The following is a 26534-nucleotide window of genomic DNA, read 5'->3' on the forward strand; positions in this document are numbered from 1 at the left end:
ATGGCGTGACCAGCGGCGATAGCAGGTCCCCGGCGGGCGGCGGGTGCTACACAGCGGCCATTCGGTCTCCGCGGCGGGCTCGGCCGGAGGCTGCGCGGCGGCGGCGGGGCCCGAGCAGAGCACCGCGTCCAGGTCCGAGGGCTTCACTCGCTACACGCTGGGCCGATGACACGTCCCCGCGTACCGGTTCAGTCGAGCAGCGTCACGTAGTCGTGCGCACCGAACTCGAACCGATGCTCCTGCCCGAAGTCGTCGACCAGGACGAGCTTGGTCGGGCCGGCTACCGAGGACGCCCGCCCGTCGACCCCGAGGCCCACGGCCGCGCCGGCCACCAGGCCGCGGATGGAGCCGATCGTGCCGTCGAAGTTCGCGCGGCGGCCGCCGTAGGTCGTGATGTCCGCGAGCTCGCGCACGAGCACGCGGGCCCCGGTGGTGAATGCCCCTCCGGCGCGCGCGTACGGCCAGCCCGTGCGGGTGTCGTCATCGCTCACGCTTCCAGCCCTCCTCGTCAGTGCCAGGTCTTCAGCGCGTCGAGGACAGCCCAGCCACCGCCGGCCCCCGTACTACCCGCCGCGGCCAATACTGCCGCAGTCCAGATCATGCGGCGGACCCGGCGCAGCAGCCGCAGCAGCGACATCGCCACGAGCACCCCGACGGCGCCAAGCGCCACCATCAGCACCGGGTTGGCCTGCGTGCCATCACCCAACAGAGAGTCGAACGACATGGCTTTCCTCATTCCAGAGTCGAAATGCGTTGATACGTCATTGCTTTGTGTTCGTCACGGGTGGCGGAGCCGCGGCGGTGCGACGATCACACCCACACCACATTTGTGTAGCACATTTTGTGCTACCGTCTGGGTATGGAACGGATCGGGATCCGCGAGCTGCGCCAGAACGCCAGCGCCTGGGTGGCTCGCGCCCAAAGCGGCGAGACCATCGAGATCGCCAACCACGGCCGCCTCGTCGCCCGCCTCGTACCGGTCGGCGACACCGACACCGACCGCGAAGCGCTGATCGCCGCCGGCCGCCTCTCCCCTGCTGCAAAGCGCGGCAGACTCTTCGACACGGCCGATCTACTCGAACACGACGACGACACCACGCCCTCGATCTCGGAGGTCCTCCAGCAGCAGCGAGGCGACCGATGATCTACCTCGACACCTCCGCCATGGTGAAACTCGTTGTCCGCGAGAATGAGTCCGAAGCTCTCATCGACTGGATCAACGACCTCACCGACTCCGAATTCGTCGAGTCCGCTCAGCGAGGAGTCCGCCCGGCGCGCACCGACTGCTGCACCGCCGAGATCGGACGCATCGAACTGCTGCGCGCGGCACTGCGCGTCGGAAACACCGCCCAACCCATCGCCCGAGGGACCCAGGAGGCGGCGACTGCCGAGCCGGACGCGGCGGTGGCGGCACGGCGGGTCCTCGAACGGGTGGACGTCCTGTTGATGACTCCGGAGATCAGCACGCTCGCCGAGACGGTCGCGCCGGCCGACCTGCGCACGCTCGATGCCGTGCACCTGGCCACCGTCCTGGCCAATCAATCGATCGTGTCGACGGTGTGCGCCTACGACCACCGCTTGATCGAAGCCTGCGCCCATCACGGCATCGAGGTCGCCTCCCCCGGCGCCAACTGACACGACCGGCATCGCATCGCGGGGACGTGCCGTCACCGCTGGTCACTGAGTTCGACGATGTGCCAACGTGTTCCGGGAGTCGCGGCGACGACATGGCGGGGGAACTCCCGCGGTCCCCGAACACCCGACAACGGCGAACAGCCACGCCCACGCCCACGCCGCCGGCACAGGAACCCGCCGGTGACCTCAGCATCGAATGGGCGCGTGAAGAACTGCACGCCGACCCCGGTCAGCCGCGACAACGCCTGCACCTGCTCCCAACTCGGATACAGCTGCCCGGCCTCCCACTGGTCGACCGCGGGCTCCTCCACTCCGCATGCACGGTCCACCTCGGGTCCGTACAGCGCCCTGGCGTCCAGAGCGGCAGTGATCGCCCGCGGCGAGAGCAGACCCTCGCGCCACGCCCGGAACGCCTCGTCACCGTCACTCATCCCGACCCCGGCGTGCACGGCGTCCAGGGCGGCCCGGTGACGGGCGTCGATGATGGCCACCGCCTGCCGACTGCTCACCTCGACTGCGCCCAGGGCCACCGCCTGGCGCCGCTTCCCCTCGGTGACGTCGTAGTGCCAGTTCTGCGCGGCACGGCTCCCCGGCTTCGCCGTGAACGGCTTGCCGGTCTTGGTGGGGTCCTGAAACCAACTGCGCCGCAACTCAAGGCGGGCCGCGAAGGCGTGCAGCTCGTCTTGGCTGTCGGCGAACAGGTGCGACCAGGTGCTGCTCAAGCGGCCCACGCGGGCCGGGATCCGCGCATCATCGACGTAGACCGTCACGACGCCACCCCTGCCAGAACCGGCGCCGCCGCGGACTCGGCGGCCTCTGAGCTCGGGCGCAGCGCCCCGTCGAGACCCGACGCACGCCGAATGGCCCGGTGCACGACCGCTGCCGCCTCTTGCGGCAGCATGTGCCCGGCCCTCGGCACGTGCACGTGTTCAGCGCCGGGAATCCCCGCAGCCAGGTCACGGGAGTGGATCGCGGGGGTCAGCGGATCATCCCCGCCGGAGACCACCACGGTGCGAGCCCGGATCGTGGCCAGCGTCGGGTACTGGTCGTAGTCCCGCAACGCCGGCAGGAAACCCACTGCGGTGGCCACCGACACCGCAGCCAGCGCGTCAGCGGCCACCGCGGCCACCGTCGCCGCCGACGCCGCACCGCGCCGCCACCGGCCCAGCGTCGCGCACAGCGGCCCGGTCAGCGCCTTGACCGCCTGCTCGGGAGCCCTGTCGACCATCCCGAACAACGCCGCGGTCGCCGGGGTCCCCAACAGCCGCCCCATGCCCCTCTGCGGCAGCTTGCCGGCCGCGGTCGCCAACAACACCAGACCGACGGGATCCACGGGCCGTCGGCACGCCGGCAAGCCGAGGTAGCCCAGCGCGGTCATCCCACCCATGGAGTGGCCCACCAACGTCACCGACCCGCCGACCTGCATCGCCACCAACACCTGCGCGAGGTCCTCGGCGAGGCGCTCGATGCGATAGCTGCACATCGGCGCCTGACCGGACCTGCCGTGGCCCCGGTGGTCGTAACTGATCACCCGCACCGCGTCCCCGAACCGGTCCACCAGAGCGTCGATCTGACCCGCCCAGCACAACTGAGACAGGCACAGCCCGTGCACGAACACCACGGTGTGCCCGGCTGCGCGACCCCCTACCTCGCGCACCGACAGCCGCACACCGTCATCCGCGACCACTGAGACCTCGCGGCACCGCCGCGCACTCGCCCCGTCCGTGTTCACGACCCATCGCCTCCTACGCCGACGCCCTGACATCCTCTGCACTGCAATGGCTTTCCGAACGGCTCCCCGCAGCCTCCACGGCGGATAACGCACCGGCGAGGTCGTCGACGGCCTTCTGCGCCGACGTGAGCGGATTGGCGTACCCCTCGGTGATCCGATGGGCAACACGAGCCAGGCTCCCGTGCGCAGCCACCATCGCGGCGACCTCACGCAGCGCCTGCAGCCCGATCGCGCCGTGCCGCGGCGGCCGATCCACCGACGTGAAGTCGATGGGCGCCCCCAGCGCCTCACGCACCAGATCCAGCTGCCGCTCCAACTCGGTGGCATCGGGCAACTCGGCGATGCGCCGCGCCACCCGCGCGTCGGCTTCCTCGCGCGCTTTCCGCTGCTCCACCTCGCGCGCGGCCTTCTGCTCGGCGTCCACCGCTTCGGCGCGCAACGTGTCGTACCGGGCGAACACCGACCGCACCGCGTCCCAGTCCGGGTGGTGATCGGTCTTGACCGTCGCCGGCTGGTGGATCGCCATCCGGGTCACCGACCGCCCCGGCGACATCAACCCCCAGCCCTCCGGCAGCTCCCCGGCACGCACGATGTCCGGATCGGAGACCACCAGCCACCACTGATGGCACTGGTCGGCCCACGCGTCGGCCTTACCGGTCTTGCGGCCCAGCTCGGCTACCCAGTCAGACCGCGACACCTTGATCTCGTGACCGACAAGCTGCCGGCCGCTGGTGGTGGTGAACCCGACGTAGATGGCATCGCAGCGGCGCCCCGCACCGTAGCCGCCGTTCATCCCGACCTCGGGAACGAAGATCCCGCCGGGAAGCCGGCGTGACGGCTCGATGTAGTGGCGCCGCAGACGGCCCAGCAGCTCACCGGCCGTCATCGTCGAGCCAACACGCTTGCCTGCCATCGCCGTCTACCTCACGTCGGTCACGTCGATCGGAAGCCAGTTGCGCATCGACACGAGCCATCGCTCGTCGCGAACCAACTCCGCGAGCTCCTGGCACTGCTCGTCGGTGTCCACACCCCAGCCCTGCCCGATGACGTTGACCGGCCCACGCACCCCCGAGCGCCAATCCAGCACCGTGTACTCCAGCGCACCGCGCCGCCGAAACGGCGCCTGCCGGGTGAGCACGACGACCTCTTCACCGGCCACCCCACGCACCGACCACCATTGCCGCTCGCGACCCAGCCTGACCCGCTGCCCAACGGCCATCGCCGCCGCCGGCATCGGCTCGACCTGGTAGTACAGCCCCTGCGCGCTGCGCTCGGCGTTGGTGATGGTGTCGGTCGTCATGACGGTCCTCCGTGACTGTGTGCGAGTGCTTCCACTGGGCTAGTACCGACCCGCTCACCTGTTTCCGTCACCGCCGCCGGGTACTGATCCCAGGTCCGCCCATCCAAGTCACGGCCGGCGCGCCGCTTGCCGACCCGCACCGCGATGGTGTCGCGGTCGAGCATCGCGGTGTTGGTGGTGCACTCTCCGGGCTCCAGCAGCCGAGTCTGCGCACCGCGCATCCCGGACGCACCCGGCGAAGGCACGCGCACCGTCGGCGACATCCGCCCGCCGCAAGGGTGGTCGTAGGCGCGGCCGAAGGCGAGGGTGTCGTCGTCGACGACCGGGACCGGCCGGTATTCGCCGTACTGCTTGAAGTGGAACGCGACGTCGGCCTGCAGGCACTGATCACGCACCCCACGCGCCCAGTCCGGATGCAGGGGACGCGCTTTCGGCCCGGATTCGCCGCCGACGATGACCCAGTGCAGGACCTCACGCACCCGCAGGCGGCGCCCATCCCAGGCCGGATGATCCTGCGGCGGAGACCATTTCCGGAACGCCTCGCACAGGTCGACGTGTTCGAGCAGTGGTTCCATCGACAGGTAGCGCACGGCCGCCGGGGTGTCCAGCAGAGCCGGAATGCGCCGGTTGGCCCAGTACTGGCTCTCAACGCTCACACCTAGCCACACATTCGGCAGGAACCCCTGCCGCTGCCCGTGATTGGGCCAGTACTGCTCACGCGACGGCCGCCGAGCCATCACGTCCTCACCGAACACCGTCACGGTGGTCCAGAACTTCGGGCTTCTCAGCAGGGACCGCATCCTGGCGTGCCGCTTGGTCAGCACCTGGAAGGTATGCGTGGCGCAGCTCTGCATCACCGCGAACACCTCGGCGATGTACTCGTCGGGCACGGCGTCGTGGAAAAGGTCCCCCGTGGAGCAGACGAACACCTTGCGCGGCGCCCGCCACCGCATCGGCTGGTCGAGCCGATCCGGCCACAAGGTGACGTCGAAACCGTTGGGCCACGCCGAGGTTCCCGCGAATCGGCGGGCATGCGCAGCGGCGTAGCAGTTGTCACAACCAGGCGACACGGGTGCACACCCGGTGACGACGGGCCACGTCGAGTCGGTCCATTCGATCTTGCTCCGAGCCCCCATCAGCGCACTCCCTCGACCCTCGACACCAACGGATAGGCCGGGGCGCACCCGCGGCCAGCGGCATGGGTCAGCGCATCTACCGCGGCCCCTTTCGGTAGCAGCCACCGCACCGGACCCCGCCAACCGCAGCTGCAGCGGGCCTGGCGCCGGCGGTAGCCGAGGAACGCCAGCACACTCACCACACCGGTCGTGTCGACACCTCCGGCGCGGGCCTCCAGCTCAGACCCCAGATCAACGTCGTTCATCGAATCCTCCTGCCGTGACACTGATTCCGTGGTGGGCGGCGACTGCTGCGAGCACTGAGCACGGCGCGGTCACCACGCACTCACACGAGCCGATCCCGCCTTCGTGCTCGCCGGCCCACGCCCCCGCGATGAAGGTGCACGACCAGCACGCCACGGCCGACTCCGGACACACCATGACCCCCGGACCGTGCGCTTCCTCGGCGCCGCCATCCCAACACTGCTCGCAGATGACCGCGATCGGCCGGTGCCGGCAGATGTGGGCCAGCAGATCCGACAGGAACCCAGGCTCCGGATCCGGAGCCTGGCCCTGATACCTGGCCAGGACCGCGGACAGGATGTTCGGCATCAGATCGGGATCGTTGCCACCGGCCAGGATCAGTGCCCGATCGGTGGGATCGGCACGGTAGTAGTCGATCTCCTGACCCGTGCTGCCCAGATACAGTGCCACGATCCACCCGCACCGCTCGCACCGCCGCGAGTTCAGCTGCGGGTTCCCGTACTCGAACCGGCCCCACTTGCGCGCCAGTGTCACCCGTTCCCCGCACACACCGAACACCTCGACATCACGCGCGAGACGCCCGGCGCGCACCCCGGCGTCGATCGCCGGAAGCGCCTCCAACAGATCCACGGCGTGCCGGCGGTCGCGCCCCGGCCCGACACCGAACCTGTCGGCCAACGACATGTCCGTGGATCCGGCCACCGCCTCCCCTTCCACCCCATGCTGCTCACTCATCGAAAACCAACACAGCAGCGGTTGATTCGTTCTGGGCGTGCACCGCGCGCACACCGATCACGTGGCGGTAACCCTCGCTGTACCAGCCGCACCGGCACAGCACCGAACGGTGACGGGGACAGCCCGCGTGATACCGGGTGACCGCAGCGCGCAGCGACGGGTGGGCAGGCCCAGCGAGCGCGAGGCTGCCCGTCGCGGCGGGGTGACCGTTCCACCTGTGCACCACCGCGTGACCGAGGTCAGCCAGAAGCACGGTGAACGCGTCGAGCTCGTCGACTGCCAAAGGATTGCGCGGACCTCGCGCACCGCGACCGGTCCCGTAGTCGACCTTGGTGACGTCGACGACGATCACGACGCGACCACCCCAGCCCGCCGGGATGAACCGCATGTTCCGGTTGCCGTGCGAGGCGAGACCATCGCCGTGATGCTGCAGGATCGCAGCCTCGGGCTGCTCGGTCTCATACAGCCACGCCAAACCGCTGCGTAGCGCGCCGCGGTGCGCCTCGACACTCACACCGACACTCACTGAGCCACCTCGCAGCGCTGCACCACGTCCGGCGGCGGCACCCACAGCCCCTGCGACCCGCGACATGCAACGGGCTCCGGCAGCGGGCGAGCGTTCTCGAGAATCAGGTGCGCGACGCGGCGGCGTTCCCGTCCGCCGTGCTCGGTGTAGGACGACTCGCCCCAGGGCTTGCAGCACCCTATGTCGGGGTGGACGTCAACGAGGTCGACGACGCCGACGAACGCTCCCGCCGCTACCCCCGCGACCTTCTCCGCCGCGGCGGCCGCGAACAGCCACTCGGGCAGCGCTCCGTGCTGGATGACGTTGTTGCCGGGGTGCTGTCGCGCCCACTGCGTGCGGACCAGTTCCGACTGGCCACCACGCTCGGACCAGCGCCCGCCGGCGTGGATCAACAGTCGGCCGCGATGCGCCCACGCCTGTGTACGGTTTTCGACGTTCTTGCCTGCCGACACGATCGCCCAGGCCCAGGGTTGCTGCACCGTGATGGCCCGGACGGCGGTCTGCGGCACGCTCGGTGAACACGCGTTGGGACTGCGGTTGCGCATGGCGACACCTCCTTGGATGCCGCAAATCGTAACAACGCCACGAGCTGGATTTAGGTGCTGCGTACTGGTCTTTTTACCCGACGAGTCATCCACTTTCCCGCAGGTGGGCATGTTGTCGACTCTGGCGGCAGGCCTACCAGCAGCGACGGCACGTCCCTGAGTCGCGCCGCCCGCCGCGTCGGGTTCAGGCGGGGGAGCTCACGTCACTTCGAGGTTGCCTCGCGCGTTGCGGAGAACGCTCAGCACCGGCACCGTCGGCCGCCACACCGGCCAGCAGCCGAGGCGGCACGTGCCACTGATCGATAAGGGGCGGGTGACGCTCTTACTGCCCGGCGGCGACGCCGTGAAGGCGTTCCTTGGCCGCATCGGCGCTCTTGCTGTCCTGCAGGATCAGCCGGATCAGCTCTTGGCGCGCGGTCGGGTTGAACGGATCGTCGTGCAGCTCGTCGCAGGCGATCTTGAGTTCGCGGGAGTACCCGCGCACGAGGGCGATGTCGGAGTCGGCGGTGGGCAGCTGCACGACGCGCGTGGCGGTGGGCTTGTCGCGGGAGGATCCGAGCGCCGTCAGGGACGTGATGCGGGGCGACTTCCTAGCCATGCCGCATTCATACCAATACTTCTGTATGTCCGCAACGTGTACTCATGTAAACAGATTCCCCTCAAGTGCACACTCCGACGATCTTGAAGCCAGCCGCAGCGAACACCACCCTGCCGACAAAAACCCCCTGAACAGCACCAACGCGCAGCGACGACCTCTGGTCTAATATCAGTACACGACTAGGGTCGGCATATGAAACGAGAGTATATTGACTGACGTAACGGCGTCTGAGAACGCTGAACCGTCCGAATTGGCGATCAAGCTGAACAAGCTCTTCGACACGATGCGCAAGCCGTCCGACCCGCCACTGTCCAACGTCGCGGCCGCCGAAGCCATCACCGCCAAGACCGGCGTCTCCATCAGCGCCGCCTACCTGTGGCAGCTGCGCAGCGGAGTGAAGACCAACCCCACGGTCACCCATCTGCGCGCGATCGCACAGTTCTTCGGAGTGACCCCCTCCTACCTCATCGACCCCGGCATCGACCCCGAGATCGACGCCCAGCTCAACCTGCTCCAGGCCATGCGCGACGCTGGCGTCCGTGATCTCGCCATGCGCGCCTCAGGACTCACCCCACAAGCCCTCAACAGCCTGCGGGCTATGGTCGATCACGCGCGGCAGTTGGAGCAGCTGCCGCCCGTGAACACTTCGGGGGAATAGCCACGATGGCGGTATCCAATGAGGACATGCTCGTGATGGCGCGCGAGCTGCCCATCCCCGTCCCCTGGGACAGGGACGCCTTCATCGCGAACCTCGCCGAATACCGCGGCCGGCCGATCCACCTGATCCCCACCGACACCGCGGCTCTGGCCGGAAGCCCCTGCGGACTGTGGCTCACCCGCGAGCACGACGACATCATCCTGCACGAAATCGGCACCTCCGACTACCACATCGACCAGATCGTCTGCCACGAAATCGGCCACATGATCCTGGGCCACGGCCGCAACCGCGCCTTCGGCGCCGACCGCGACCGCGAGGTCGAGATGTGCCGCCAAGTGATGCCTGCCATCGACCCCGCCGCGGTCCACGCGGTCCTGGGCCGCACCGACTTCGCCAGCGACCAGGAACGCGACGCGGAGATGTTCGCCAGCATCCTAATGATCGCCGCCGCCGAACGCGCCGACCACCAGTCGATGATGCGAAGCGTCTTCTTCCGATCCAGATGACCACATCGGTCGCGGCCTACCTCACCTGGCCTCTGCTGGTCTTCATGGTCGTCGTCGTCGCGATCCGCTACGCGTTCTTCAACAGCAGCCAGTACGAGATCTACCTCAACCACACGCTCGCGCTGATGGTCACCTCCAACTTGCTGCGCGAACACGCCATCCAAACCGTGCTGGCCGACCATACCCCGGTGTCCATCACTGCGGCCCAACAACTCTCACTGGCGGTCATGATCTTCGCCGCCGCCGAATTTCTGGGCTTCGTCACCCTCTGGACCGCACACTCCTCCGAGCTGGCCCGCCGGCGGCACCGCTACCACCGCGCCACCGCGGCCGTACTGGCCATCGGCTTCCTGATCGCCGCCACCCCCGCCCGCCGCGCCGGCCAGACCCTCGAACGGTTCGGCGGCTGGTACAGCGTCGCCGCCTGGGCACTGCTCACCGGCATCTTCATCGCCCTGGCCTACCGACTGCTCAAGATGGCCATCAAGGAGCTGCTCCGCCCCGACGCCAAACCCCGTGAACGTCTGCTGGCCGCCGGCGGCTTCGTCATCGGCATCGCCGTCGGCAGCACCAGCATCGACGCCGTCATCCTCGCCGCCCTCGAACAACTCGGATGGCTCCACACCGTCGACTTCCGACTGAATCTGCACGGCTCCAACATCTTCTGGGAAACCGTCGGCGTCAGCCTCATCGCCGCGGTCCCCGCCGCCAAGGCCATCACCGCACGCATCGGACTCGACGCCACCAGCCGCCACTGGCGGCTGCTGCAACCCCTGCGCGCGGACATGATCCACGCCGTCCCCGCCATCGCATTCGAGCTGCACACCTCCAGCAGCCGCCGCCAGAAAACGCCCCTGGACCTACACCAGACGACGGTGCAGATCCGCGACGCCATCCTTCAACTGCGCGCCTACTTCCAGGACACCAACCAGGCGCAGGCCGACTCCTACCTTCAGCGCTACGCGATCGCCCCGACCCACCGCGACGCCGCCCTGTCAGCATTGCAGCTGGCCAACGCCGTCCACGCCAAGCAAGCCGGCGCCTCCCCGACCACGGTCGACACCGCCGTCATCCTGCAGTCCCGATCGACCAACCTCGAACAGGAAACCACCGAGCTGCTCCGCCTAGCCCGGTGGTGGTCCCACGCCCGACAAGAGGCCCAGCACAACTGGGCGAAGGAGATGAGCGAATAGCCATGCCCACCAACACCTCTGCCACCCTTCCCCACCCCCGCTGGCGCCTCCCGATCATCGGCGACCTGCTCACCATCGACCTCACCAAGCCCACCCAAGGCCTGGCCCGCGACATCGCCGCCCACAACGGCATCGTCGAGCAACGCATCTTCGACTTCCCCGTCATCGTCTTGTCCGACACCGGCCTGGTCAACGACGTCAACGACGAGAGCACCTGGGAGAAACACGTCGGGCACTCGCTGCGCAAGCTGCGCCCAGTCGCCGGCGACGGCCTCTTCACCGCCTACAACGACGAGCCGAACTGGGCCACCGCCCACGCCATCCTCATGCCGGCGTTCACCAAGGCCGCGATGGAGTCCTACCACCCCACCATGACCGCTACCGTCGCCGAACTGATCGACGCCTGGAGCACCCGCGCCGACACCGACACCTGGATCGACGTCCCCGCCGAATCCAACAGGCTCACCACCGAGCTCGTCGCCCGCGCCGGCATCGGCCACTCGTTCAACAAACTCGACGACACCAGCGAGGACCCCTTCATCACCACGGTGCTGCGCGAACTCAAGTACGCCAACCGCCGCACCGACGCGATCCCGTTCTACGAGAAGCTCTTCGGCAAGGGACAACGCGAGCAACACCAACAGGACAAGAAGTGGCTGCGCGAGCAGATCGCGACCATCATCAACGACCGCCGCAACGCCGGCCCCCACACCGGGCCCGCCGACATGCTCGACCACATGCTCAACACCGCCAACCCGGCCACCGGCGCAACCCTCGACGACGCCAACATCACCAACCAGATCCTGACCCTGCTCGTCGCCGGCAGCGAAACCTCAGCCAACGCCATCGGCTTCGCACTGCACTACCTGGCCAACAACCCCGACATCGCCGCCGCCGCCCAGGCCGAGATCGACCGGCGCTGGCCCGAGCGGTCCTTCCCCGACATCGCCTTCGACGACGTAGCGCGCCTGCGTTACCTCCGCCGCGTCGTCGACGAGACCCTACGACTGTGGCCCGTCGCCCCCGGCTACTTCCGGCAAGCCAAAACCGACGCCACCATCGGCGACGGCAAGTACCACTTCGCCAAGGGCGACTGGGTTTTCGTTCTCCTGGTCGCCGCCCACCGCGACACCACTACCTGGGGCCCCGACGCCGACCGGTTCCGCCCGGACCGCTTCCTACCAGAGAACATCCGAGCCCTGCCGCCCCACATCTACAAGCCGTTCGGCACCGGCGCCCGCGCCTGCATCGGCCGCCAGTTCGCCCTCCACGAGATCATGCTGACCCTGGCCGCCGTCCTGCACCAGTTCACCCTCGAACCCGAGCGCGGCTACCAACTCAAGGTCTCCGAGACCCTTACCCTCAAGCCCGACGAGCTACGACTGCGCCTACACCACCGGAGGTAACCCGAGCATGCACGGCATCGAGGTCCTCGCCCGAGCCGGCATCTTCCAAGGCCTCACCCACGACATCATCGTCACCCTCGCCACTCAACTCGACCCCATCCGCTTCCCTGAGGGGCGAACGATTTTCGCCGAGGGCGACCCCGGCGACCGGCTCTACGTCATCCTCGACGGCAAGGTGAAGATCGGCTGCTGCACACCCGACGGCCGTGAAAGCCTCCTGGCCATCATGGGACCCGCCGACATGTTCGGCGAACTCGCCGTCTTCGACCCCGGCCCACGCACCTCCACGGTCACAGCCCTAACCGACGTCGAAGCCGTCGCCGCCGACCGCACAGCACTCACCCACTGGACCCGAGCCCACCCCGAGATCGGCGAGCAACTCCTCCGTGTACTGGCACGCCGCCTACGCCGCACCAACGACATCCTGTGCGGCATCATCTTCACTGACGTCCCCGGCCGCGTCGCCGGCCAACTCCTGCACCTCGCGCAACGTTTCGGCGTCCGCGGCGGCGACGCCCTGCGCATCGACCACGATCTCACCCAGTCCGAGATCGCCCAGCTCGTCGGCTCCTCACGCGAGACCGTCAACAAGGCCCTGTCCACCTTCGCCGACCGCGGCTGGATCCGCGTCACCGGCAAGACCGTCCTGATCGTCGACCCCGAGCAGTTGGCGCGCCGGGCCCGCCACCACTGATTTCACCCGAGGGCCACCCGAGATCGCCCGCGCTTCAACGACTCCACAGCCGCTCTCGCGCGCGTATTCGACACGCCCATAGATGGAGAAACTTTACGAACACCGGTGTCCGGCTGTTCGTGTACCACGGCCCCTTCTCTGCCGTTTGCTCCAGGCTGTCCTGGCCATTCGTCGGAAGCTGCCCTTCCGCTTCCCCGCGACTGGACACCCCACCGCACAGGGTGACCGTCTCCGAGCAGGGCGGATACCGGACCCGTTGATGGAACCCGAATTCAGCGGTGCATGGGTCACGAACTGGAAAGCGCCCGTGACCAGGCGTTCGAGCACCCGCAAACCGGGGTCGGGGCGGGGATGGATGGGGGGACGTGTCACCGTCATGTCCCCGACGACCAACCGGCCGGCGGCATCCGCCCAGGTCGCCATCACTCTCCTGGAGGACTCGGCGCCCACACGCCGGGAAAAGCCGCAACCATTCCACCGACTTTTCGGCAAAACTCCAGAGAGTTTATTCAATCAGCAAACTCTCCCATGTGCCTTGACCAGACCGCGCGGCACTAGCCGAGCCGATTCCGCAATAGCTGCACCACAGCGGGGACATGGCATACACGCTGTTCAGTCGGGGTTGCCCAGCATCAACGTCACCCAACGGCCTGTCGGGAACCCCTACTCTTCACATCAACACCCATCCCAGCAAAGGTGACACGATGACCGCCCCGACGATGCACCCCCTCGACGCACAGACCGCTGACCTCCTCGCCGACTTCATCGCCCAAATGACATCAGCCGGTATCGCAGAGCAGCGGCACGTCTTCGGCTACTTCAGCACCCATCCGCACCTCTACCTGGAACCCATGCCCAACGTCACCGCCACCGGCTGGTACATCCCCACCGACATCGGTCCAGCACCGGGCTACGTCGTAACCCGCGACAATCACGCGTTCCCCCTCACACAACCCCGCGACCTCGCCCACGGCTCCGTGCCCCGCGTCCCGCACCTCGAACTGCCCCTCGTCGCCGACAACCCGGCACTCGAAGACTGGACCCACGTCCTGCACTCCTGCATCCGCGAAGCAGCCGAGGCCTACATCGACCTGGACGCCCGCGCCGCCAGCCTCGACGACCGCGCCGACATACAAACCGTCCGCTTCATCAATCGAATGCGCCACGACAACATCGCACCAACCCGCCAAACCTTCATCCATCTCGATGACCTGGAACTAGACGAATACCCCGAAGCACAACCGCTGGCCGGAATCGAGACCATCGGATGGCTCCTCCAACCATCACCCAACGCGTCAATCACCAACTGCGACAACGAACCCCTGGACCCAGCGGACCGCTCGTACGTCATCACCCCCGAAGGCTCCGCCTACTACCTGCGCCAGCCCACCGCGCTGGCGTACAGAGACGCAGCACAACCCACCGCCCGTGTCCCCCAGGCATACGAACGCCCCTTCGTCGGGCCACTCAACGAGATCGAAGGCAGCCGCGCCCAAGATGCCGACGAGATCGAGGACTACATCGCCACCATCTGCTACAGCATCGACATCCACGACGCCGCCATCACCAAAGCCCACCCATCACGACGGCGATAGCCCATACGCGCTATCCCCAGCAAACTCCCACCTGCCATCATGCCTCGACCGCGCAAGCAGCGCATTCACCGCTCGACCTCGGCGATGAGCAAGCATCATCTCGACCTCCCAGCTACGCCACCAAGAAAGCCACGCACGAAAGCCGATCCCACCTCACATTCGTCAGCGCGGCCGCTGGGGCTGCGCCCAGATCAGCTCCCACCACCCGCACTCGAGTTCGGTCACGACGTGCGCCATGTGCTCCACGATCGCTCCGTACCGCATCGGGTGCGCGACGATGCACCCGTTGTCTCCCACACCGATCTCCGCGCCACACGCGGGACACCACTGATCCGCCGAATCGGGAGCCGACGGGGGAATCGCATCACTGCCCGGACACAGCTTCCTCACCAAGCGCCGCCGAACGCCTGATGTCACTGTCTCGCCGCCGATCTCGCCGACCGCGACGACACCGGACGCGCGCAGGCCGCCTCAGCCCGAACCGCGTGATCGAGTAGGCGTCGGATCGCGCGGAGTTCCACGAGGTTGGCATCCAATGCCCTGCCGGCGATCTCCACGTCGCGGATCGACCGGGTGGCCGCCAACGCCGCCCCGAGCGCATCCAGGCGCGCCATCACCATCGGAAAACTCGGATACTCCTCGTCGACGTCACCCGTCTGCGCGGCGTCGAGATCCACGGCCGCGGCCATCTCCACATCCGTGGGATCACCCAGGAGCCGCCAGAACACGTCCTGACAGTCCCCGCCGGGGCGGATGCGCTCCACCACCCCCAGCCGATCAAGCGCGCACAGCTGCGGGTAGATCCGGTAGCCGGTCTCGTCGTACCGGCGGGCGCCCAGCAGTTCGCACACGCGGCGCGTGGAGGCCGGTGTCGACCCCTCGCCGCGCAGCGCCGCCACGATCCGCTCCCGCAGGGCGACGGTCTGCGGCGACGGCCTACCCATGACCGTCCCGAACGGAGTCCACGCTGCCGTTGTCCTCCGCGTCTGGCTCATCGCAGGATCCGCTGTTGACCGCGGCCACCCCGGCGGCGGTGAGAACCCAGCTGCGCGGCTGCCCCCACGAGTACGGCTCGATGAGCCCGCGCTGCCTCAGTGAGCGAATGGTGGCGCCGGGGATCCCCAGACCGGTGGTGTCGAGGTAGCTGTCGCCGCCCGCGGGTGAGCGGCCGTCGGCGATCATGAGCATCGTCACGCGCTGCGACCAGCTCAACGGCCTCGTCCTCATGACCTCGATCCCCACATCCCGTGCCTGTTACGCGGACAGCCCGCCATTCGGGTGCCACAGCAGGACCAGCGGACCGCGCAAGTACTTGCTGCTCCAGGGGAACGGCCGGTCCTCGCCGAAGACGACCCCGTTCTCCTCGTCGAACCGCGCCACGATCGACCCGTCGGCCTTGTTGAAAGCCACTGCGCGAACCGGGACGTCGGCGGCGTCCGCGACGGTCCTGAGAGCCTCGATTGCCCGCAGCGCCGCTTCGGCGAGGTGGCGAACTTGGTCAACGTCGGCGTCAGTGGGCTCACCGGTCAGCTTGCGATCCTTGAACCGCTCGGCGCAGATCGCCCGCGCGACAGCGGAAACCGTTGCGTTGTCGGCCCATCCAACTGTGGCGCTCATCGTTCTCCCGTCGCTGCTCCGTCGTCTACCGCGGGTTGTGGTCGCCGGCGAGGTGACGCTGCCACGTCTCCTCGAACTCCGCCAACGCTTCCGTCTTCTGCTCGGCGAGGTATCCGGCGTACTCGTCGGGGTGAGCTGCCTTCAGCCTCGCCAACGCGCGGCCGGCGCACGGTGAGATCGCGTTGTGTCGCATGATCGTTCGGCGGACACCGCAACCGCATTCGGTCGCGTCATCCGGCGGCCGGATCGCATCCTGGTCCAGGTCGATGACCTCGTGCTCGCTACGACCAACACCGTCACCGCTTCCGGCCTCGGTGATGGTTCCGCCGGTCGCCGTGAGCCACTCGCACGCCAGATGCCTTGTGACGAAGGGCCCGCCGATCTGCGTCCACCGAGGCTCACCCGACCACTCCGGACTCGGAGGATTCGCCCGGTTGACGAAGAACTCGCCGCCAGGCGACTTCCGCAGCCAGTACTGACGGCCATCGCGGGTCACGGTGTGCCGGATCCCCGCGGCTGCAGCATCCGGCGACAGTCCCTGCTTCCATGTGTCGTAGAACTCGTCGAGCGAGTAACCGTCGGCCTCTCCGTCGCCGTCCGCCGAGTGACCGAGGATCGACTCGACGGCATCGATCCAGCGCTCCCACTCCGTCGGCTCGCACGCCGCCGACTCGTAGGCCCAGATGTCTGCGTGGTCGGTACCCGCGCTCATCGCTACGCTCCAGCCCGCGGCCGGACCGGTGCCGGGTCGTAGCACCCCCGGTGCCCATCGTTCGAGTAGTGCTCGGTAGCTCCCTCACACCCGCGGGGACAGCCACCACCGTCGGTGCGGCCGCCACCCGAGTGCGGGCACACACCGCGCTGCTGCCCATCGCGGTCCTCGTCGAGGTGATGAATCGGCAGCGCATCGTCGGGGAAGAACTCCTCGTCGTCTGCCGGGGTCTGCTCCACCAATGCCTCGTCCGCCATGTCGACTCCTTCAGGTTGTTCGTGATTGTCCGCCGACGGGCCGACACGTCCAGGCGACGCCTCGATCGTCTGGCGCCGAATGTCCTCGGCAGAAACCCCCGGAAGCGGCCCCTTGGCCATCACCGTCTGCATCAACGACGTGATCCGCTCGCGCACCTCGACCTGCACCTGTGCCCGCAGCTCCGACGACTCGATCGCGGCCGCCACCAGCTCGTCGGCCTTTGGCGTCGGCCGCATCGGCCGGCAGGAAGAGGTTGCAGCCCGTCGACGCTCCCGAGGTGAATCCGTCGTACCAGACGTGAATGAGCGCCTGCTCCAACGACATTCCATAAACCGGTGTGGCACCGTCGGCCATGACAGCTCCTTCCCCTCGCCTTTGTTCGAGTATGGGCGCCGCACTTGCGGTGACACCGTTCCGCCGCCCAGTCAATATCGGGGGACGCGCCGTTACTGCAGGTCACACACCTACGCATGCGCGCACAGTGCGCGCGGATGCTGGGATTACGTGAACTTGAGAGCTGTGCCCGGAGGGGCTGGATCCGAGGTCTCCACCACACCGATCCAGGCAGCGGGGCTGTACCGCCACACCTGCTGCCGCTCGCCGAGTCGATCCTTCACGACAATCGTCACCGTCAACACCCCGGCGCCATCCTGCCCGATGACATACGACTCACCCGCGTCGGAATCCAGCGACAGGAACCGCCCATCGGCAAGTTGCACAACGGTTCCCGTCGTCGGCTGCTGAGCGGCCAGCGCCTCTAAGAACTCCATCCCTCGTCCCCTCTTCTCTCCACCAACACGGACGTTTACGCTGCGCCGCCGGCGATCAGTGTCAGCGCCGGCCGCCCAACCGTCTCCGGCGTCGCGGCGGGCTCTTCGTTGAGCATGTCGTAGGCAGCCGAGCGGATCGTGACAATCTCCAGGGGCCCCAGGTCATTTAGTCGGCCCAGATAGTCGGCGATCTCCTGCGGGTCCATACCCTCATCCAGGAAGCCCCGGATCACGTTGCGCTGCAGTATGTTCAACACCTTCTCCACCTCCTTGCAATCTAGTTCGCTACACGCAGTACCGGGCAGCGCGCCGCAGTGACCGCGCTGAGCTTCGCATCAGCGGTGACCACCGCACAGTCGAGCGCTTCGGCTAGCGCCACATACGACGCGGCGGCGGTGTCGAGGACCTCCCGTAGCTCCCACACCCGCGTCAGCAGCCCACGGCCGCTGACGCGCCGGACCCCCAGGCCCCGCCACGCCACGAACGCGGCCTGCGCCGCACCCTCGTCGATTCGGCCATGAACCAAACAGCCTCGCAGGCCGTTGACCACCTCGACGTCGATCACCTCAGGTGCCCACACCCGCTCGGCGGCCAGGCGTTCACGAGCCTGACCGTCGTTGAGCAGAGCGGCCACCGCCGCCGAAGCGTCCATGACGATCATGTCCCCGCGCGACCTTCATCGACCGCGGCAATGATCTCCTCGGCGGCGACACCGAGGTCCGGCAACGCGGCCAGCAGGTCGGCGTTGTCGGCACGTCGAGACGATTCAGCCAGCTCCCGCGCGGCGTAGGCGTTCACCGAGATGCGCTCTCGGGCCGCTAGGAGCGCGAGCCGGTCTGCGACGTCTTGAGGGACGTCTCGTAGGTAAACAGTCGCCATGTTGCACAATGCTAGCAGAATGCAACGCTACTGTTAGGTGAGCGGCACCACCGCCCGCTCCCCTGACCATGCGGAGCCGAGCTTCTCGCTAGCAGTCCCCATCATCGCCCTCTTGCCGTAGCTGTTCGCCGGGCATCTCCGCGATCGGCGGCATGTCTGTGTCGCTCACCATCGCCAACAGTGTTCGTGCTCGTTGGCGCGGCAGTGTCTTCGCCGCCAACGGCACCCGCCGCGCCCTGTTCGCGAGAGGAGTGCTCTTCTGGACGCTCTGCGCCGGGGTCGGTGTCTGCGACCTGGCTCGACGCTCCCTCGTCAGTGGCGGTCGGCGTCTCGTCGGCTGTTAGGTCGATCCCCTCGGCGGTCTCGGTAGCAGCCTCCTGGCTAGTCCCATCATCAGCGCTCTCCCCATCGGGGGCGTCCTCGTCGAGAGCGTGGCCGCCAACGCTGACAGGGCCGTCGTTGAGTTCGTTGTGCTCGATCGTGTCGGTGCCGACCGTCTCGACGCTACCCGCACTCTCGTCGAGTTCGGTCGACTGCGCTATAGGCGCCGGCTCGGGCGAAGTTGCACTGACAGGCGCTGCCCCCGCTTCCGCGGCTTCGTTCCCTGGCTCCTGCGTCTGGGGCAGCGCATCGGCTTGTTCCTGACTCGATGGCCGGTCGTAGGCTGCTTCCACTCGTCGCCGGAGGGGGTCGTTGAGGATGTCGGCGACCCAGCCCAGCCCGACGGCGCGCAGGGGATCGAGGAGGGGAAGTTCCTGGGTGGGCACCATCTTGTAGTTGATTCCGTCGGCTGACCACTCGATCATGGCTGGGTCATCGGGGTCGATGTCCATGTAGCCCTCGGAGTGGATGGAGAACATTCCGTAGACAGCGTTGGCGACCGCCAACGGGTACCACCGCTGCGGGAAGTCGGCCCACCCGTCGTATTGGATCCAAAGTTCGGTGACGTCAAAACCGGTGTTGGTGGGCACTTTCGGGGTCCAGGGCACCCCGTAGGTGTTCTCGGGGTCGGCGAGGAGAAGTAGCGAGGTGCTCCCCGGGTCGACCGTGGTGGTGGGTGCGTAGTTACGTAGCCAGAAGCCGACGGCCTGGCTGCCTTGTGAACGCGACATGACCAGCGTGACCCCAGGATCGTTGGTCAGAGCACGGTCCAGCGCGGCCGCCCCGTCCGCGATCGAGCCATCCTCACCGAAGACGCCATCGATGTGCGAGGAGTCCAGCGCCGCCGGGTAGTCCACCTGGACGCAGGTGCTGGGCGCCTCGCACAGCGCCCCTTGTAACGAGTAACGCGTGGTCTCATACCGGTTGTAGTTCAACGGTTCTAGCGTGTAGACGGTCGTCGGACCCACAGGGATGACAACCTGACCTGACGCCTGCGGCGCGGGAGCACTCACGGCCAAGGCCACCACACAGATCGCTGCGGCGACCGACGCCGGAATCGATCGGCTCCAACGGCAACGACGGCCTGGCTGACCCGCGGTTCGAGTGACCGCGACGCGGCGCTCAAACAGACTTCTCGTGGACATGAAGCGGGTCCCTCTCTGCTGCTACCACCTACCGATCGGGTGGGTTGGGCACCACAGAGTCTACGTTATGATCCTACGTTATGATCCTCTCGCTAGAGGGAAGTCCTGGGTATCAGCAACGCTGGTCTCGCAATGCGGACGACACCCCAGGGAAGCCGCGCATGACACGGAAAGTCATGCGTGGCTTTGACCGCGCCAAACTCACCCAGGCCCGCATCGCCAAGAACCTCAGCGTCGCCGACCTCGCGCGACTGACAGGCATCAGCGTTTCCGCGCTTCACAAATGGGAAGCCGGCCAGGCGACACCGCAGATCGACTTCCTCGTGCGGATCATGGCCACGCTGAAGACCCCCATCGACCAGGTCGTCACCATCGATCCCGCTGACCGCTACCCAGGCGACTGGCGCGTCATCCGCGGCCTCACACAGCCACAACTGGCCGCCGCTGCACGTATCGCCACCTCAACCCTGCGCGGCATCGAACGCGGCGAAAAAGGCCTCTCCGACGCCAACGCCGAAACCCTCGCGCAGATCCTCGGCATCTCCACCGCCGAGTACCGCCAAGCCTATGAACACGCCCGCCAGCGCCCGCCCGGCACCACCGCATAACACTGACGCGTCCGGGACCCCAGATCGACTCCTTCCCCGTCGCGAGGAAGGCGCTGGTCAACTTGCGGTCGGCTCGATCGCAGTCGTTGCCGGAACCGCCGTGGTGGGCGTTCCGGGACTTTCGGCAGGAGCGGCAGCCGGCTGCTGCGTTGGGGCGGCAGGGACCGTCGCCTCGCCGAGGGCGGTGCCCTGACTGCCCTCGGACGCGGGCAACGGGGTCCCTTGGCTACCGGCAGTAGTCGGCAGCGGGGTGCCCTGACTTCCCTCAGCTACTGGCTCCGGTGTCGCTGCCACCGGGGTGCCCTGGCTACCTGTGGGCAGTTCGTCGGCGACTGCGGCGCCCTCAGCGCCCAGAAGTGGGGTCTCGGCCGCATCTTCGCCGCCCGCCCCAGCCGAGACCGACGGTGCGGCCTGGGTGCCCGCTGGAGGGCTCCACTGGCCGCTACCTGTGGGTGAGCCCACCGCCGGCGCCGGCGGTGGGGCAACCCATTGCGCGAGATCGGTGCCCATCGAGTTGTAGACCACCGTCTCCGGGGCGGGGCCGACCACATCGAAGTAGACCTTCCCCGACGTCTGCTCACCTTGGGCGAGCGCAGCCGGGTTCACACCCTGCGGCGTCGCCACCCCGAACAACACCCGATACGTCTGGCCACTACGCGCCCGCGCGTTCAGGTTCGACACGATCGGCTGAACAGTCCCGCGGACCGCTGTATCGGTGGCGGTCGCCTCCCACAGCGTCCCGGCCACCCGGTAAGGGATGACGTCGGCGCTCGGCTTCAGATTCGTGACCGTCCAGGCCTGCACGACATCGCCGTTAACCAGCTCAGCGGGCTGACCGAAGGTGTGCACTACCGCGTCATCCGCGGCCGCGCTCGGCGCCCCGACCAGACCAAGGCACACCACAGCAGCCGAAGCGGCCACCAGATTCCGATTCCGCATTCAAATCCCCTGACTCGACATGGGCTACTTCAGCAAGCTAACAGCGCGAGGTGGGAAATCGGCCTGCCGCGCGGCACGAAATTTACCGTGCTCGGGAAAATTACCGACAGACACACGCGGTCTATCAGGGCCGATGGCACGTCCCTCAACAAGCCGCGGTAACCCCGTTTCCTCGCCATAAGCTCGACCCAACACGTCGCCACTCCGGCACAGCACGTGCCGCTTGCAGCGGGAATATCGCCTCAAAGCCTTGTGTTGCACTGTGCTAGCATGGTGCTATCACACAGATATGACAGGAGTCCGGCCACTCCCGCACCGGACTAATTAGCACGGAAGGGGGCACGCCATGGCACGAAATGCGCAGCTTGACGCCCCGATCACCAGTGACGCAGCGATCCCGGAGCGCTACCATTCCCCCATGGAGGGAAATCGCCCGATCGCCGCGCCGCCCGGGCCCCCGCCCCAGTGGCCGCCCTATTACCCGCCTGCCAAGCCGGCACGGCGGTGGCTCCCCGTCGCCATCATCGTGGCGGCCATCATCATCGCTACCGCCGTCATCGCAGCTGTACTCCTGAGCCGCGGACCCGACACCGCCGCACCGGCCGGCATCGGGGCGACCGCCGCTCAGAATGCGCCAGCAGAAGGTGTGGCGGCCGAGTCTTCCTCGACCTGCAAGGCGTGGCGGACGACCAAGCCGGCGCTCGACGCTATCCCCGCCCTGCCCGCAGGATGGGATTGGAACACGCCGAATATCGACACATACGTTTCCAATCGGAATGCTGCGATCACAAAGGCGCTCGACCTGTTCGAGCCGAAGATCGCCGATACTCCGCCGGATGTGGCTGCTGCGGCCAGAAACTACGTGACGGCGAAGCGCACCGAAGTGCGGATGCTGGCCGATAAGACCTTTACGTCCGCAGATGCCGTCACGGTCAATGCCGCCTCGGCCGAGATGAACCAGCTCTGCGCGACAGGCTAGGTCGGTGCGGTGACACCAATTCCACCTGGGCCTAATGCGGCCGAGATCCTGCAGGGACTGTGGGAGGAGTCGCTGGAGCCTGCAGATCTAACGCGACGATCGGTCGAGCTGACCAAGCTGTCTGCAAGTCTGCTGGCGGCATCCCAGGACGGCCAAGTGGGTGCGGTACAGCTGCTCAACTACGGCCAAGGCGGCCTTGCTGAGGTCATCTCCGCCTCCTGGGTCGAGTACTTCTTGAAAGTCGGTATCACCTCGGCCCAGGTAGGCGAGGCGGCAGCGTGCTTGTCCCAGTGGGCGGGGATTCTCGGTACGATGCACTTGAGTATGGCTGCTGTAGTCGCCGGTGCGGAGTCGCGAATAGCGATGCTGGAGTCTGCCCGTCCACTTCTCGAGTTCTTCGGCTATGACGTCCAGCAGCTTATTGATGAAGTGAAAACTGAGGCACAGCAGGCGATCCGGAACATTTCGGCGGCCGCCACGGGCGCACTATCTGCAGTGCCGAGCTGGGCCAGCCAGCTCGGCCCCGGATCACTTCCCTCAAGCAGCCCCTCCTCATTGGGACCCGGCGAAGCCTCTCCCCTTGGCAACACCTCGGGCGGCGGCAGCAGCGGCGCCTCGGGGCCCGGCGAGGCTACCCCCGCCGGCAACGCCACCGGCGGCGGGAGCAGCGGCGCCTCGGCGCCCGGCGAAGCTACCCCCGCCGGCAACGCCACCGGCGGCGGCAGCACCGTCGCCGCCTCGGGGCCCGGTCAGGCTGCCGTATCTCCCGCGGGACTCTCATCGACAGGTCCCGGATCTTCCGGGGCAGGTAGCGGCTCATTGCCATCGGGGTCCGCCGCCGGTGGGGGAAGTTCGGCGCCCGCTACTGGTGCGCCCATGACCACCTCACCAGCGGCTTCGGCGGCCACTCCTTCTAATACTGGCGCTGCGCCATCGACTGGAAGCACGCCCGCCACGCCGAATATCTCCGGAGCGGAGGGGGCGTCCTCAGCCGGTTCGTCTTCGGGCGCTCCGTCTACCACTGGTGGTGCACAGCCGATTTCGCAGGCCTCGGCATCGACGACGCCTGGTGAAACGTCGGCTGGCGCATCTGCTGCGCCGGCGGTTCACACAGCGGCGGCCTCGTCTACAGAGGCGGCTCCTGCCGCAGCTGTCGCTGGTCCTGTGTCGGCGGCGGCCGCGCCGGCAGCGGCAGCTCCGGCTGCTGCTGCGCCGATGTCGGCCGCACCATTGGCGTCGGCCGCCGCCCCTCTGGCTTCCGCAGCCGCGGGCGCCGTCCCTGCGCCGCCTCCTGCGCCGCCGCCAACGCCGTTAGCTCCCCTGTCGCCGGCAGCACCTGCCGGCGCGGTGCCCCCGCCACCGCCGACCATGGCGGCGCCTCCGCCGGCAGCTGGCGTACCGGCGACCGCAACGCCGGGCCCCGCACCGGCTCCCGCTCCCTCTCCTGCACCGAGTCACGGACCGGGCTCTGGGCCTGCACCCGGCGCACACACGGCCCCGCCGTCGTCGACGCCGGTGACCAATAACTCGTCGTCGCAGCAGAATCCGGATCCTTCTGTGCCGCCGTCGGCTGGTCCGGTCGGAGGCGGCGGTGTCAGCGGTCCTATCATCGCCCCGCTCAGCGCGTCCGATCCGTTGATCGCGCCGGCCATCTTCACTGCCCCTGTCAATCCCCTTGTGCTGCCTGATGATCAGGATCTGGCCACTGTCCGCTATGTCGTCGAAGCTGCCGGCGGCGCGTCGGCGGTTCATTGGGCCGCCGGGATGGTCGTGACGAGCGGCCGCCGGCAGGTTGTGGTGACGTCGGACCGCGGCCGCGGCTGGGTCCCCGCTGAATCCTTCTTGCCCGCGGATGTGGTCATGCCGTGGTCACACGAGGAGTCCTCCCGCTGGGAGGGCACCCTGGATCCGGCGCGGGTCATCGCCGAGTACGCCGCCGCGGTCTGCGGACAGCTGACGGCCCTGGCGTCCACGATGTCCAGCGCCCCGGCCGTCACCGCCGGCCTGCCATGGGCTTACGTGGACGGCACCGTGAGCGCGCATCCGGAGCTTCTGAGCGGGCCGGTGGTCACCCGGTTCGAGTTGCAGGTGTCCGACGCGCGGCGTCGAGCGGTCAAGCACATCGTCGATCCGGTCAAGCAACGAGAACAGGTTCTGTGGCTGGCGTTCAGCGCCGACGAGAAGGCCGGCTCATCCTCCACTCGGCACAAGCTGCTGCAGCTGTGCAGCTCGAATCTCGGGCGGATCGATCAGCCCCGCTGGGTGTCGTCGTTGCCGTGGGAGCAGTTGGAAGAGGAGCACCACGATCTGTGCGTCCAGGAGCGCGCGGCCCGAGTCGACGTCCGTGACATTCCGCTCGGGCAGCTGGACACCGAGGGTGGTGCGTGCCGGCAGCTGCTGGCGCAGGCGTATGCCACAGAGGCTGCGCTGGCGATGCGGAACCCTGTCGCCCCACGGGCGTTGGCTGATGCGACCTACTCGTGGAGCATGCTGCTCGATGTCCAGTCAGCTGAGCCGACGTCGGCGCCGCCGCAGCTCGCAGGACGTTAAGTGGCCAGTGCCGCGCTGACGTGCGCCCTGCTGTCGTCGAAGTACTCCTCGCTGCTGGCTCTCCTGCGTGAGGAGACGGGCGGCGCTGATGTTGTACGCGTCGGTTCGGCCGAGGCGGACGAGCCGTACCCTGCGCGGGTGCTGGGCCCCGACGAGCTGCCGGGCCCGCCGCCGGCACGGTACGTCATCGAATGCCGACTCAGCGATGGTCACCTGCTGCACGTGTCCGATCACCGCGGGTTCGGGCTGAGGAAGCTGGCTCGCCCAGCGGTTGCGCCGGATGACTGGATCATCGAACTCTGGTCGGGCCGAGACGATTACGCATTTGGGCTCATCGACACCGCCGCCTGCAGCGAACGCTGCGTTGCCGGCCTCTTGGATGCCGTGCGGGACGTCCTGCGGGTGCAGGGTATGCGTGTCGCGAGTTCAGCTCAAGGGCGCGGCGGCGCAAGCGGCGACGGCGGCGTTCTTCTCGCTGACGGTGATCGGCAGCTCGTACTTGACCATGATGGTCAGGTAGTCAACGGCGAAGGGGCACCGGGCTTGTGGTAGCTCGGGACTCCACTCGTCCAACGATTTGTCGCTCTTGTCGCGGTTCACTCGGGATGACAGCGCGCGCAGTTCGATGGGGTCGTTGGCGAAGATCTGACGCTTGCGTGAATCCCATTGCCAGGCACCGGCATTCCAGACGTGGTGAAGGGCCACGGTGTGATCGACTTGGACGTCGCTCAGGTCGACTCGCTCGCCGCTGTAGGGGTCTTGGAGCCAACCCGCGATCACTTTGCAGTTTCGGGTGCCGCGCTTAAAGCGCACATCGTGTAATTGGTTGGAAATTACCCTGTTCCGAGTATCACAACCCGAAAAATCGCTGGGATCGTTCCACGCGGGTCCGAACGAACAGGCGTCACCTTTCTTGCAGCTGCGCTCGTAGCCGGGCACGTCGTCGATACGGTCGACTACCTTGACCTGATCGAGCAGTGAGGCCAGATCTCCAGTCGCCTCGGGGGCGGCGATCGCCACGGTGTCACCGCGGTGGCCGAGGTCGAAGCTCGGGTTCAGCCAGGCCCCGATTGCGATCGCCGCACCCATGAGGACTACTGCGCCGCTCCTCCGCTTGAACCGCATGCCATGCCTCCCGATACCGTGTTCTGCCCGCTCAGCCTATCCGCGCATTCCGACAATTCCGGCTGCGCC

General features: G+C 67.6%; 36 protein-coding genes. 11 read left to right on the forward strand and 25 right to left on the reverse strand.

From position 1 onward, the window contains the following. Nucleotides 1-188: 188 nt before the first annotated feature. Nucleotides 189-491 carry a hypothetical protein gene (locus CSR00_RS02815; RefSeq protein ID WP_099020890.1) on the reverse strand — a complete coding sequence of 101 codons (303 nt, stop codon included), beginning with the start codon at nucleotides 489-491 and terminating at the stop codon, nucleotides 189-191. Between the two features lie 17 nt (nucleotides 492-508). Continuing rightward, nucleotides 509-724, reverse strand: a complete 216-nt coding sequence (locus tag CSR00_RS02820) for a hypothetical protein (RefSeq protein ID WP_099020963.1) — start codon at nucleotides 722-724, stop codon at nucleotides 509-511. A gap of 135 nt (nucleotides 725-859) precedes the next feature. Between CSR00_RS02820 and CSR00_RS02825 the strand changes: the two genes are divergently transcribed. Beyond that, the gene (locus CSR00_RS02825; protein WP_099020891.1) at nucleotides 860-1144 is read left to right on the forward strand and encodes a type II toxin-antitoxin system Phd/YefM family antitoxin; all 285 of its coding nucleotides are present in this window, start codon (nucleotides 860-862) and stop codon (nucleotides 1142-1144) included. Then, the gene (locus tag CSR00_RS02830; protein WP_099020892.1) at nucleotides 1141-1635 is read left to right on the forward strand and encodes a type II toxin-antitoxin system VapC family toxin; all 495 of its coding nucleotides are present in this window, start codon (nucleotides 1141-1143) and stop codon (nucleotides 1633-1635) included. Before CSR00_RS02825 ends, CSR00_RS02830 begins: the two co-directional genes overlap by 4 nt. Nucleotides 1636-1667: 32 nt before the next feature. Here the strand turns inward: CSR00_RS02830 and CSR00_RS31710 are convergent, their stop codons facing one another. From CSR00_RS31710 to CSR00_RS02875, 10 genes are all read right to left on the reverse strand, one after another. Continuing rightward, a complete protein-coding gene (locus tag CSR00_RS31710; RefSeq protein ID WP_099020893.1) occupies nucleotides 1668-2405 on the reverse strand; it encodes a DUF4031 domain-containing protein in 738 nt (245 codons plus the stop codon). Continuing rightward, the gene (locus CSR00_RS02840) at nucleotides 2402-3322 is read right to left on the reverse strand and encodes an alpha/beta fold hydrolase (RefSeq protein ID WP_245905796.1); all 921 of its coding nucleotides are present in this window, start codon (nucleotides 3320-3322) and stop codon (nucleotides 2402-2404) included. The genes CSR00_RS31710 and CSR00_RS02840 overlap by 4 nt, the downstream gene beginning before the upstream one ends. A gap of 58 nt (nucleotides 3323-3380) precedes the next feature. Then, nucleotides 3381-4280: a hypothetical protein gene (locus CSR00_RS30505; protein ID WP_176561872.1), complete on the reverse strand. Its 900-nt coding sequence runs from the start codon at nucleotides 4278-4280 to the stop codon at nucleotides 3381-3383. A gap of 6 nt (nucleotides 4281-4286) precedes the next feature. After that, entirely contained in the window at nucleotides 4287-4667 is a 381-nt protein-coding gene (locus CSR00_RS02850; protein WP_099020894.1) for a hypothetical protein, read from the reverse strand. Then, a complete protein-coding gene (locus tag CSR00_RS02855) occupies nucleotides 4664-5803 on the reverse strand; it encodes a DUF5131 family protein (protein WP_099020895.1) in 1140 nt (379 codons plus the stop codon). Before CSR00_RS02855 ends, CSR00_RS02850 begins: the two co-directional genes overlap by 4 nt. After that, nucleotides 5803-6048 (reverse strand): hypothetical protein, encoded by a 246-nt coding sequence (locus CSR00_RS29955; RefSeq protein WP_141564242.1) that lies wholly within the window; start codon nucleotides 6046-6048, stop codon nucleotides 5803-5805. Before CSR00_RS29955 ends, CSR00_RS02855 begins: the two co-directional genes overlap by 1 nt. After that, on the reverse strand, nucleotides 6035-6781 hold the full coding sequence (locus CSR00_RS02860) for a hypothetical protein (protein ID WP_141564243.1): 747 nt from the start codon (nucleotides 6779-6781) through the stop codon (nucleotides 6035-6037). Before CSR00_RS02860 ends, CSR00_RS29955 begins: the two co-directional genes overlap by 14 nt. Beyond that, complete coding sequence (locus tag CSR00_RS02865) at nucleotides 6774-7295, reverse strand: hypothetical protein (RefSeq protein ID WP_141564244.1); 522 nt, start codon at nucleotides 7293-7295, stop codon at nucleotides 6774-6776. The genes CSR00_RS02860 and CSR00_RS02865 overlap by 8 nt, the downstream gene beginning before the upstream one ends. 8 nt (nucleotides 7296-7303) lie before the next feature. Beyond that, nucleotides 7304-7852, reverse strand: a complete 549-nt coding sequence (locus tag CSR00_RS02870) for an ASCH domain-containing protein (RefSeq protein ID WP_099020898.1) — start codon at nucleotides 7850-7852, stop codon at nucleotides 7304-7306. Nucleotides 7853-8174: 322 nt separating this feature from the next. Beyond that, on the reverse strand, nucleotides 8175-8450 hold the full coding sequence (locus CSR00_RS02875; protein WP_099020899.1) for a hypothetical protein: 276 nt from the start codon (nucleotides 8448-8450) through the stop codon (nucleotides 8175-8177). A 208-nt stretch (nucleotides 8451-8658) separates the two neighbouring features. Between CSR00_RS02875 and CSR00_RS02880 the strand changes: the two genes are divergently transcribed. From CSR00_RS02880 to CSR00_RS02905, 6 genes are all read left to right on the forward strand, one after another. Beyond that, the gene (locus CSR00_RS02880) at nucleotides 8659-9108 is read left to right on the forward strand and encodes a helix-turn-helix domain-containing protein (RefSeq protein ID WP_407662391.1); all 450 of its coding nucleotides are present in this window, start codon (nucleotides 8659-8661) and stop codon (nucleotides 9106-9108) included. A 5-nt stretch (nucleotides 9109-9113) separates the two neighbouring features. Further along, nucleotides 9114-9614: a hypothetical protein gene (locus CSR00_RS02885; protein ID WP_099020901.1), complete on the forward strand. Its 501-nt coding sequence runs from the start codon at nucleotides 9114-9116 to the stop codon at nucleotides 9612-9614. Then, complete coding sequence (locus tag CSR00_RS02890; protein ID WP_099020902.1) at nucleotides 9611-10807, forward strand: DUF6545 domain-containing protein; 1197 nt, start codon at nucleotides 9611-9613, stop codon at nucleotides 10805-10807. The genes CSR00_RS02885 and CSR00_RS02890 overlap by 4 nt, the downstream gene beginning before the upstream one ends. A 2-nt stretch (nucleotides 10808-10809) precedes the next feature. Further along, entirely contained in the window at nucleotides 10810-12213 is a 1404-nt protein-coding gene (locus CSR00_RS02895) for a cytochrome P450 (protein ID WP_099020903.1), read from the forward strand. Between the two features lie 7 nt (nucleotides 12214-12220). Further along, the gene (locus tag CSR00_RS02900) at nucleotides 12221-12907 is read left to right on the forward strand and encodes a Crp/Fnr family transcriptional regulator (protein WP_099020904.1); all 687 of its coding nucleotides are present in this window, start codon (nucleotides 12221-12223) and stop codon (nucleotides 12905-12907) included. Between the two features lie 704 nt (nucleotides 12908-13611). Then, nucleotides 13612-14502 (forward strand): hypothetical protein, encoded by an 891-nt coding sequence (locus CSR00_RS02905; RefSeq protein WP_141564245.1) that lies wholly within the window; start codon nucleotides 13612-13614, stop codon nucleotides 14500-14502. A 162-nt stretch (nucleotides 14503-14664) separates the two neighbouring features. Here CSR00_RS02905 and CSR00_RS31520 read toward each other — a convergent pair whose 3' ends face one another. The 11 genes from CSR00_RS31520 to CSR00_RS02955 all read right to left on the reverse strand — a co-directional run bounded on the left by CSR00_RS31520 (nucleotide 14665) and on the right by CSR00_RS02955 (nucleotide 20054). Beyond that, nucleotides 14665-14799 carry a hypothetical protein gene (locus tag CSR00_RS31520; protein ID WP_281259662.1) on the reverse strand — a complete coding sequence of 45 codons (135 nt, stop codon included), beginning with the start codon at nucleotides 14797-14799 and terminating at the stop codon, nucleotides 14665-14667. Nucleotides 14800-14915: 116 nt separating this feature from the next. Then, nucleotides 14916-15446, reverse strand: coding sequence for a hypothetical protein (locus CSR00_RS31130; RefSeq protein ID WP_245905797.1), 531 nt, complete (start codon nucleotides 15444-15446; stop codon nucleotides 14916-14918). Further along, nucleotides 15439-15729: a hypothetical protein gene (locus CSR00_RS02915; RefSeq protein ID WP_141564246.1), complete on the reverse strand. Its 291-nt coding sequence runs from the start codon at nucleotides 15727-15729 to the stop codon at nucleotides 15439-15441. The genes CSR00_RS31130 and CSR00_RS02915 overlap by 8 nt, the downstream gene beginning before the upstream one ends. 27 nt (nucleotides 15730-15756) lie before the next feature. Continuing rightward, nucleotides 15757-16119 carry a hypothetical protein gene (locus CSR00_RS02920; RefSeq protein ID WP_099020907.1) on the reverse strand — a complete coding sequence of 121 codons (363 nt, stop codon included), beginning with the start codon at nucleotides 16117-16119 and terminating at the stop codon, nucleotides 15757-15759. A 25-nt stretch (nucleotides 16120-16144) separates the two neighbouring features. After that, nucleotides 16145-16831, reverse strand: a complete 687-nt coding sequence (locus tag CSR00_RS31135; protein ID WP_245905798.1) for a hypothetical protein — start codon at nucleotides 16829-16831, stop codon at nucleotides 16145-16147. A 2-nt stretch (nucleotides 16832-16833) separates the two neighbouring features. Next, the gene (locus CSR00_RS31140; RefSeq protein ID WP_245905799.1) at nucleotides 16834-17325 is read right to left on the reverse strand and encodes a hypothetical protein; all 492 of its coding nucleotides are present in this window, start codon (nucleotides 17323-17325) and stop codon (nucleotides 16834-16836) included. 264 nt (nucleotides 17326-17589) lie between these two features. After that, nucleotides 17590-17859 carry a hypothetical protein gene (locus CSR00_RS02935; RefSeq protein WP_099020908.1) on the reverse strand — a complete coding sequence of 90 codons (270 nt, stop codon included), beginning with the start codon at nucleotides 17857-17859 and terminating at the stop codon, nucleotides 17590-17592. Between the two features lie 35 nt (nucleotides 17860-17894). Then, a complete protein-coding gene (locus tag CSR00_RS02940; protein WP_099020909.1) occupies nucleotides 17895-18125 on the reverse strand; it encodes a hypothetical protein in 231 nt (76 codons plus the stop codon). 11 nt (nucleotides 18126-18136) lie between these two features. Continuing rightward, a complete protein-coding gene (locus tag CSR00_RS02945) occupies nucleotides 18137-18520 on the reverse strand; it encodes a type II toxin-antitoxin system VapC family toxin (protein WP_099020910.1) in 384 nt (127 codons plus the stop codon). Then, nucleotides 18517-18738, reverse strand: coding sequence for an antitoxin (locus tag CSR00_RS02950; RefSeq protein ID WP_099020911.1), 222 nt, complete (start codon nucleotides 18736-18738; stop codon nucleotides 18517-18519). Before CSR00_RS02950 ends, CSR00_RS02945 begins: the two co-directional genes overlap by 4 nt. A gap of 101 nt (nucleotides 18739-18839) precedes the next feature. Then, a complete protein-coding gene (locus CSR00_RS02955; RefSeq protein WP_176561873.1) occupies nucleotides 18840-20054 on the reverse strand; it encodes a PE-PPE domain-containing protein in 1215 nt (404 codons plus the stop codon). A gap of 371 nt (nucleotides 20055-20425) precedes the next feature. Between CSR00_RS02955 and CSR00_RS02960 the strand changes: the two genes are divergently transcribed. Next, nucleotides 20426-20872: a helix-turn-helix domain-containing protein gene (locus tag CSR00_RS02960; protein ID WP_099020913.1), complete on the forward strand. Its 447-nt coding sequence runs from the start codon at nucleotides 20426-20428 to the stop codon at nucleotides 20870-20872. A gap of 57 nt (nucleotides 20873-20929) precedes the next feature. Here CSR00_RS02960 and CSR00_RS02965 read toward each other — a convergent pair whose 3' ends face one another. Beyond that, nucleotides 20930-21811, reverse strand: coding sequence for an MPT63 family protein (locus tag CSR00_RS02965; protein WP_099020914.1), 882 nt, complete (start codon nucleotides 21809-21811; stop codon nucleotides 20930-20932). Nucleotides 21812-22157: 346 nt separating this feature from the next. On the opposite strand from CSR00_RS02965, the gene CSR00_RS02970 reads away from it, so the two are divergent. Then, nucleotides 22158-22790: a hypothetical protein gene (locus CSR00_RS02970; RefSeq protein ID WP_099020915.1), complete on the forward strand. Its 633-nt coding sequence runs from the start codon at nucleotides 22158-22160 to the stop codon at nucleotides 22788-22790. A 1515-nt stretch (nucleotides 22791-24305) separates the two neighbouring features. Further along, complete coding sequence (locus tag CSR00_RS02980) at nucleotides 24306-25340, forward strand: hypothetical protein (protein ID WP_141564247.1); 1035 nt, start codon at nucleotides 24306-24308, stop codon at nucleotides 25338-25340. A gap of 426 nt (nucleotides 25341-25766) precedes the next feature. On the opposite strand, the gene CSR00_RS02985 is transcribed toward CSR00_RS02980, so the two are convergent. Beyond that, a complete protein-coding gene (locus tag CSR00_RS02985; RefSeq protein ID WP_245905800.1) occupies nucleotides 25767-26429 on the reverse strand; it encodes an HNH endonuclease family protein in 663 nt (220 codons plus the stop codon). Between the last annotated feature and the right edge of the window lie 105 nt (nucleotides 26430-26534).

This window comes from Mycolicibacterium palauense, assembly GCF_002592005.1.
GTDB classification, from domain to species: Bacteria; Actinomycetota; Actinomycetes; order Mycobacteriales; family Mycobacteriaceae; genus Mycobacterium; species Mycobacterium palauense.

Excerpts from the sequence above, each read along its gene's own strand:
- CSR00_RS02905 (WP_141564245.1), top strand. The coding sequence starts at position 13,612 with ATGACCGCCCCGACGATGCACCCCCTCGACGCACAGACCGCTGACCTC.
- CSR00_RS31135 (WP_245905798.1), bottom strand. The coding sequence starts at position 16,831 with ATGAGCGCGGGTACCGACCACGCAGACATCTGGGCCTACGAGTCGGCG.
- CSR00_RS31130 (WP_245905797.1), bottom strand. The coding sequence starts at position 15,446 with ATGGGTAGGCCGTCGCCGCAGACCGTCGCCCTGCGGGAGCGGATCGTG.
- CSR00_RS02820 (WP_099020963.1), bottom strand. The coding sequence starts at position 724 with ATGTCGTTCGACTCTCTGTTGGGTGATGGCACGCAGGCCAACCCGGTG.
- CSR00_RS02890 (WP_099020902.1), top strand. The coding sequence starts at position 9,611 with ATGACCACATCGGTCGCGGCCTACCTCACCTGGCCTCTGCTGGTCTTC.
- CSR00_RS02945 (WP_099020910.1), bottom strand. The coding sequence starts at position 18,520 with ATGATCGTCATGGACGCTTCGGCGGCGGTGGCCGCTCTGCTCAACGAC.
- CSR00_RS02825 (WP_099020891.1), top strand. The coding sequence starts at position 860 with ATGGAACGGATCGGGATCCGCGAGCTGCGCCAGAACGCCAGCGCCTGG.
- CSR00_RS02920 (WP_099020907.1), bottom strand. The coding sequence starts at position 16,119 with ATGAGCGCCACAGTTGGATGGGCCGACAACGCAACGGTTTCCGCTGTC.
- CSR00_RS02860 (WP_141564243.1), bottom strand. The coding sequence starts at position 6,781 with ATGAGTGAGCAGCATGGGGTGGAAGGGGAGGCGGTGGCCGGATCCACG.
- CSR00_RS31140 (WP_245905799.1), bottom strand. The coding sequence starts at position 17,325 with ATGCGGCCGACGCCAAAGGCCGACGAGCTGGTGGCGGCCGCGATCGAG.
- CSR00_RS02875 (WP_099020899.1), bottom strand. The coding sequence starts at position 8,450 with ATGGCTAGGAAGTCGCCCCGCATCACGTCCCTGACGGCGCTCGGATCC.
- CSR00_RS02950 (WP_099020911.1), bottom strand. The coding sequence starts at position 18,738 with ATGGCGACTGTTTACCTACGAGACGTCCCTCAAGACGTCGCAGACCGG.
- CSR00_RS02960 (WP_099020913.1), top strand. The coding sequence starts at position 20,426 with ATGACACGGAAAGTCATGCGTGGCTTTGACCGCGCCAAACTCACCCAG.
- CSR00_RS02970 (WP_099020915.1), top strand. The coding sequence starts at position 22,158 with ATGGCACGAAATGCGCAGCTTGACGCCCCGATCACCAGTGACGCAGCG.
- CSR00_RS02965 (WP_099020914.1), bottom strand. The coding sequence starts at position 21,811 with ATGCGGAATCGGAATCTGGTGGCCGCTTCGGCTGCTGTGGTGTGCCTT.
- CSR00_RS02885 (WP_099020901.1), top strand. The coding sequence starts at position 9,114 with ATGGCGGTATCCAATGAGGACATGCTCGTGATGGCGCGCGAGCTGCCC.
- CSR00_RS30505 (WP_176561872.1), bottom strand. The coding sequence starts at position 4,280 with ATGGCAGGCAAGCGTGTTGGCTCGACGATGACGGCCGGTGAGCTGCTG.
- CSR00_RS02870 (WP_099020898.1), bottom strand. The coding sequence starts at position 7,852 with ATGCGCAACCGCAGTCCCAACGCGTGTTCACCGAGCGTGCCGCAGACC.
- CSR00_RS02935 (WP_099020908.1), bottom strand. The coding sequence starts at position 17,859 with ATGGAGTTCTTAGAGGCGCTGGCCGCTCAGCAGCCGACGACGGGAACC.
- CSR00_RS02895 (WP_099020903.1), top strand. The coding sequence starts at position 10,810 with ATGCCCACCAACACCTCTGCCACCCTTCCCCACCCCCGCTGGCGCCTC.
- CSR00_RS02850 (WP_099020894.1), bottom strand. The coding sequence starts at position 4,667 with ATGACGACCGACACCATCACCAACGCCGAGCGCAGCGCGCAGGGGCTG.
- CSR00_RS02900 (WP_099020904.1), top strand. The coding sequence starts at position 12,221 with ATGCACGGCATCGAGGTCCTCGCCCGAGCCGGCATCTTCCAAGGCCTC.
- CSR00_RS29955 (WP_141564242.1), bottom strand. The coding sequence starts at position 6,048 with ATGAACGACGTTGATCTGGGGTCTGAGCTGGAGGCCCGCGCCGGAGGT.
- CSR00_RS02915 (WP_141564246.1), bottom strand. The coding sequence starts at position 15,729 with ATGAGGACGAGGCCGTTGAGCTGGTCGCAGCGCGTGACGATGCTCATG.
- CSR00_RS02830 (WP_099020892.1), top strand. The coding sequence starts at position 1,141 with ATGATCTACCTCGACACCTCCGCCATGGTGAAACTCGTTGTCCGCGAG.
- CSR00_RS02985 (WP_245905800.1), bottom strand. The coding sequence starts at position 26,429 with ATGGGTGCGGCGATCGCAATCGGGGCCTGGCTGAACCCGAGCTTCGAC.
- CSR00_RS02855 (WP_099020895.1), bottom strand. The coding sequence starts at position 5,803 with ATGGGGGCTCGGAGCAAGATCGAATGGACCGACTCGACGTGGCCCGTC.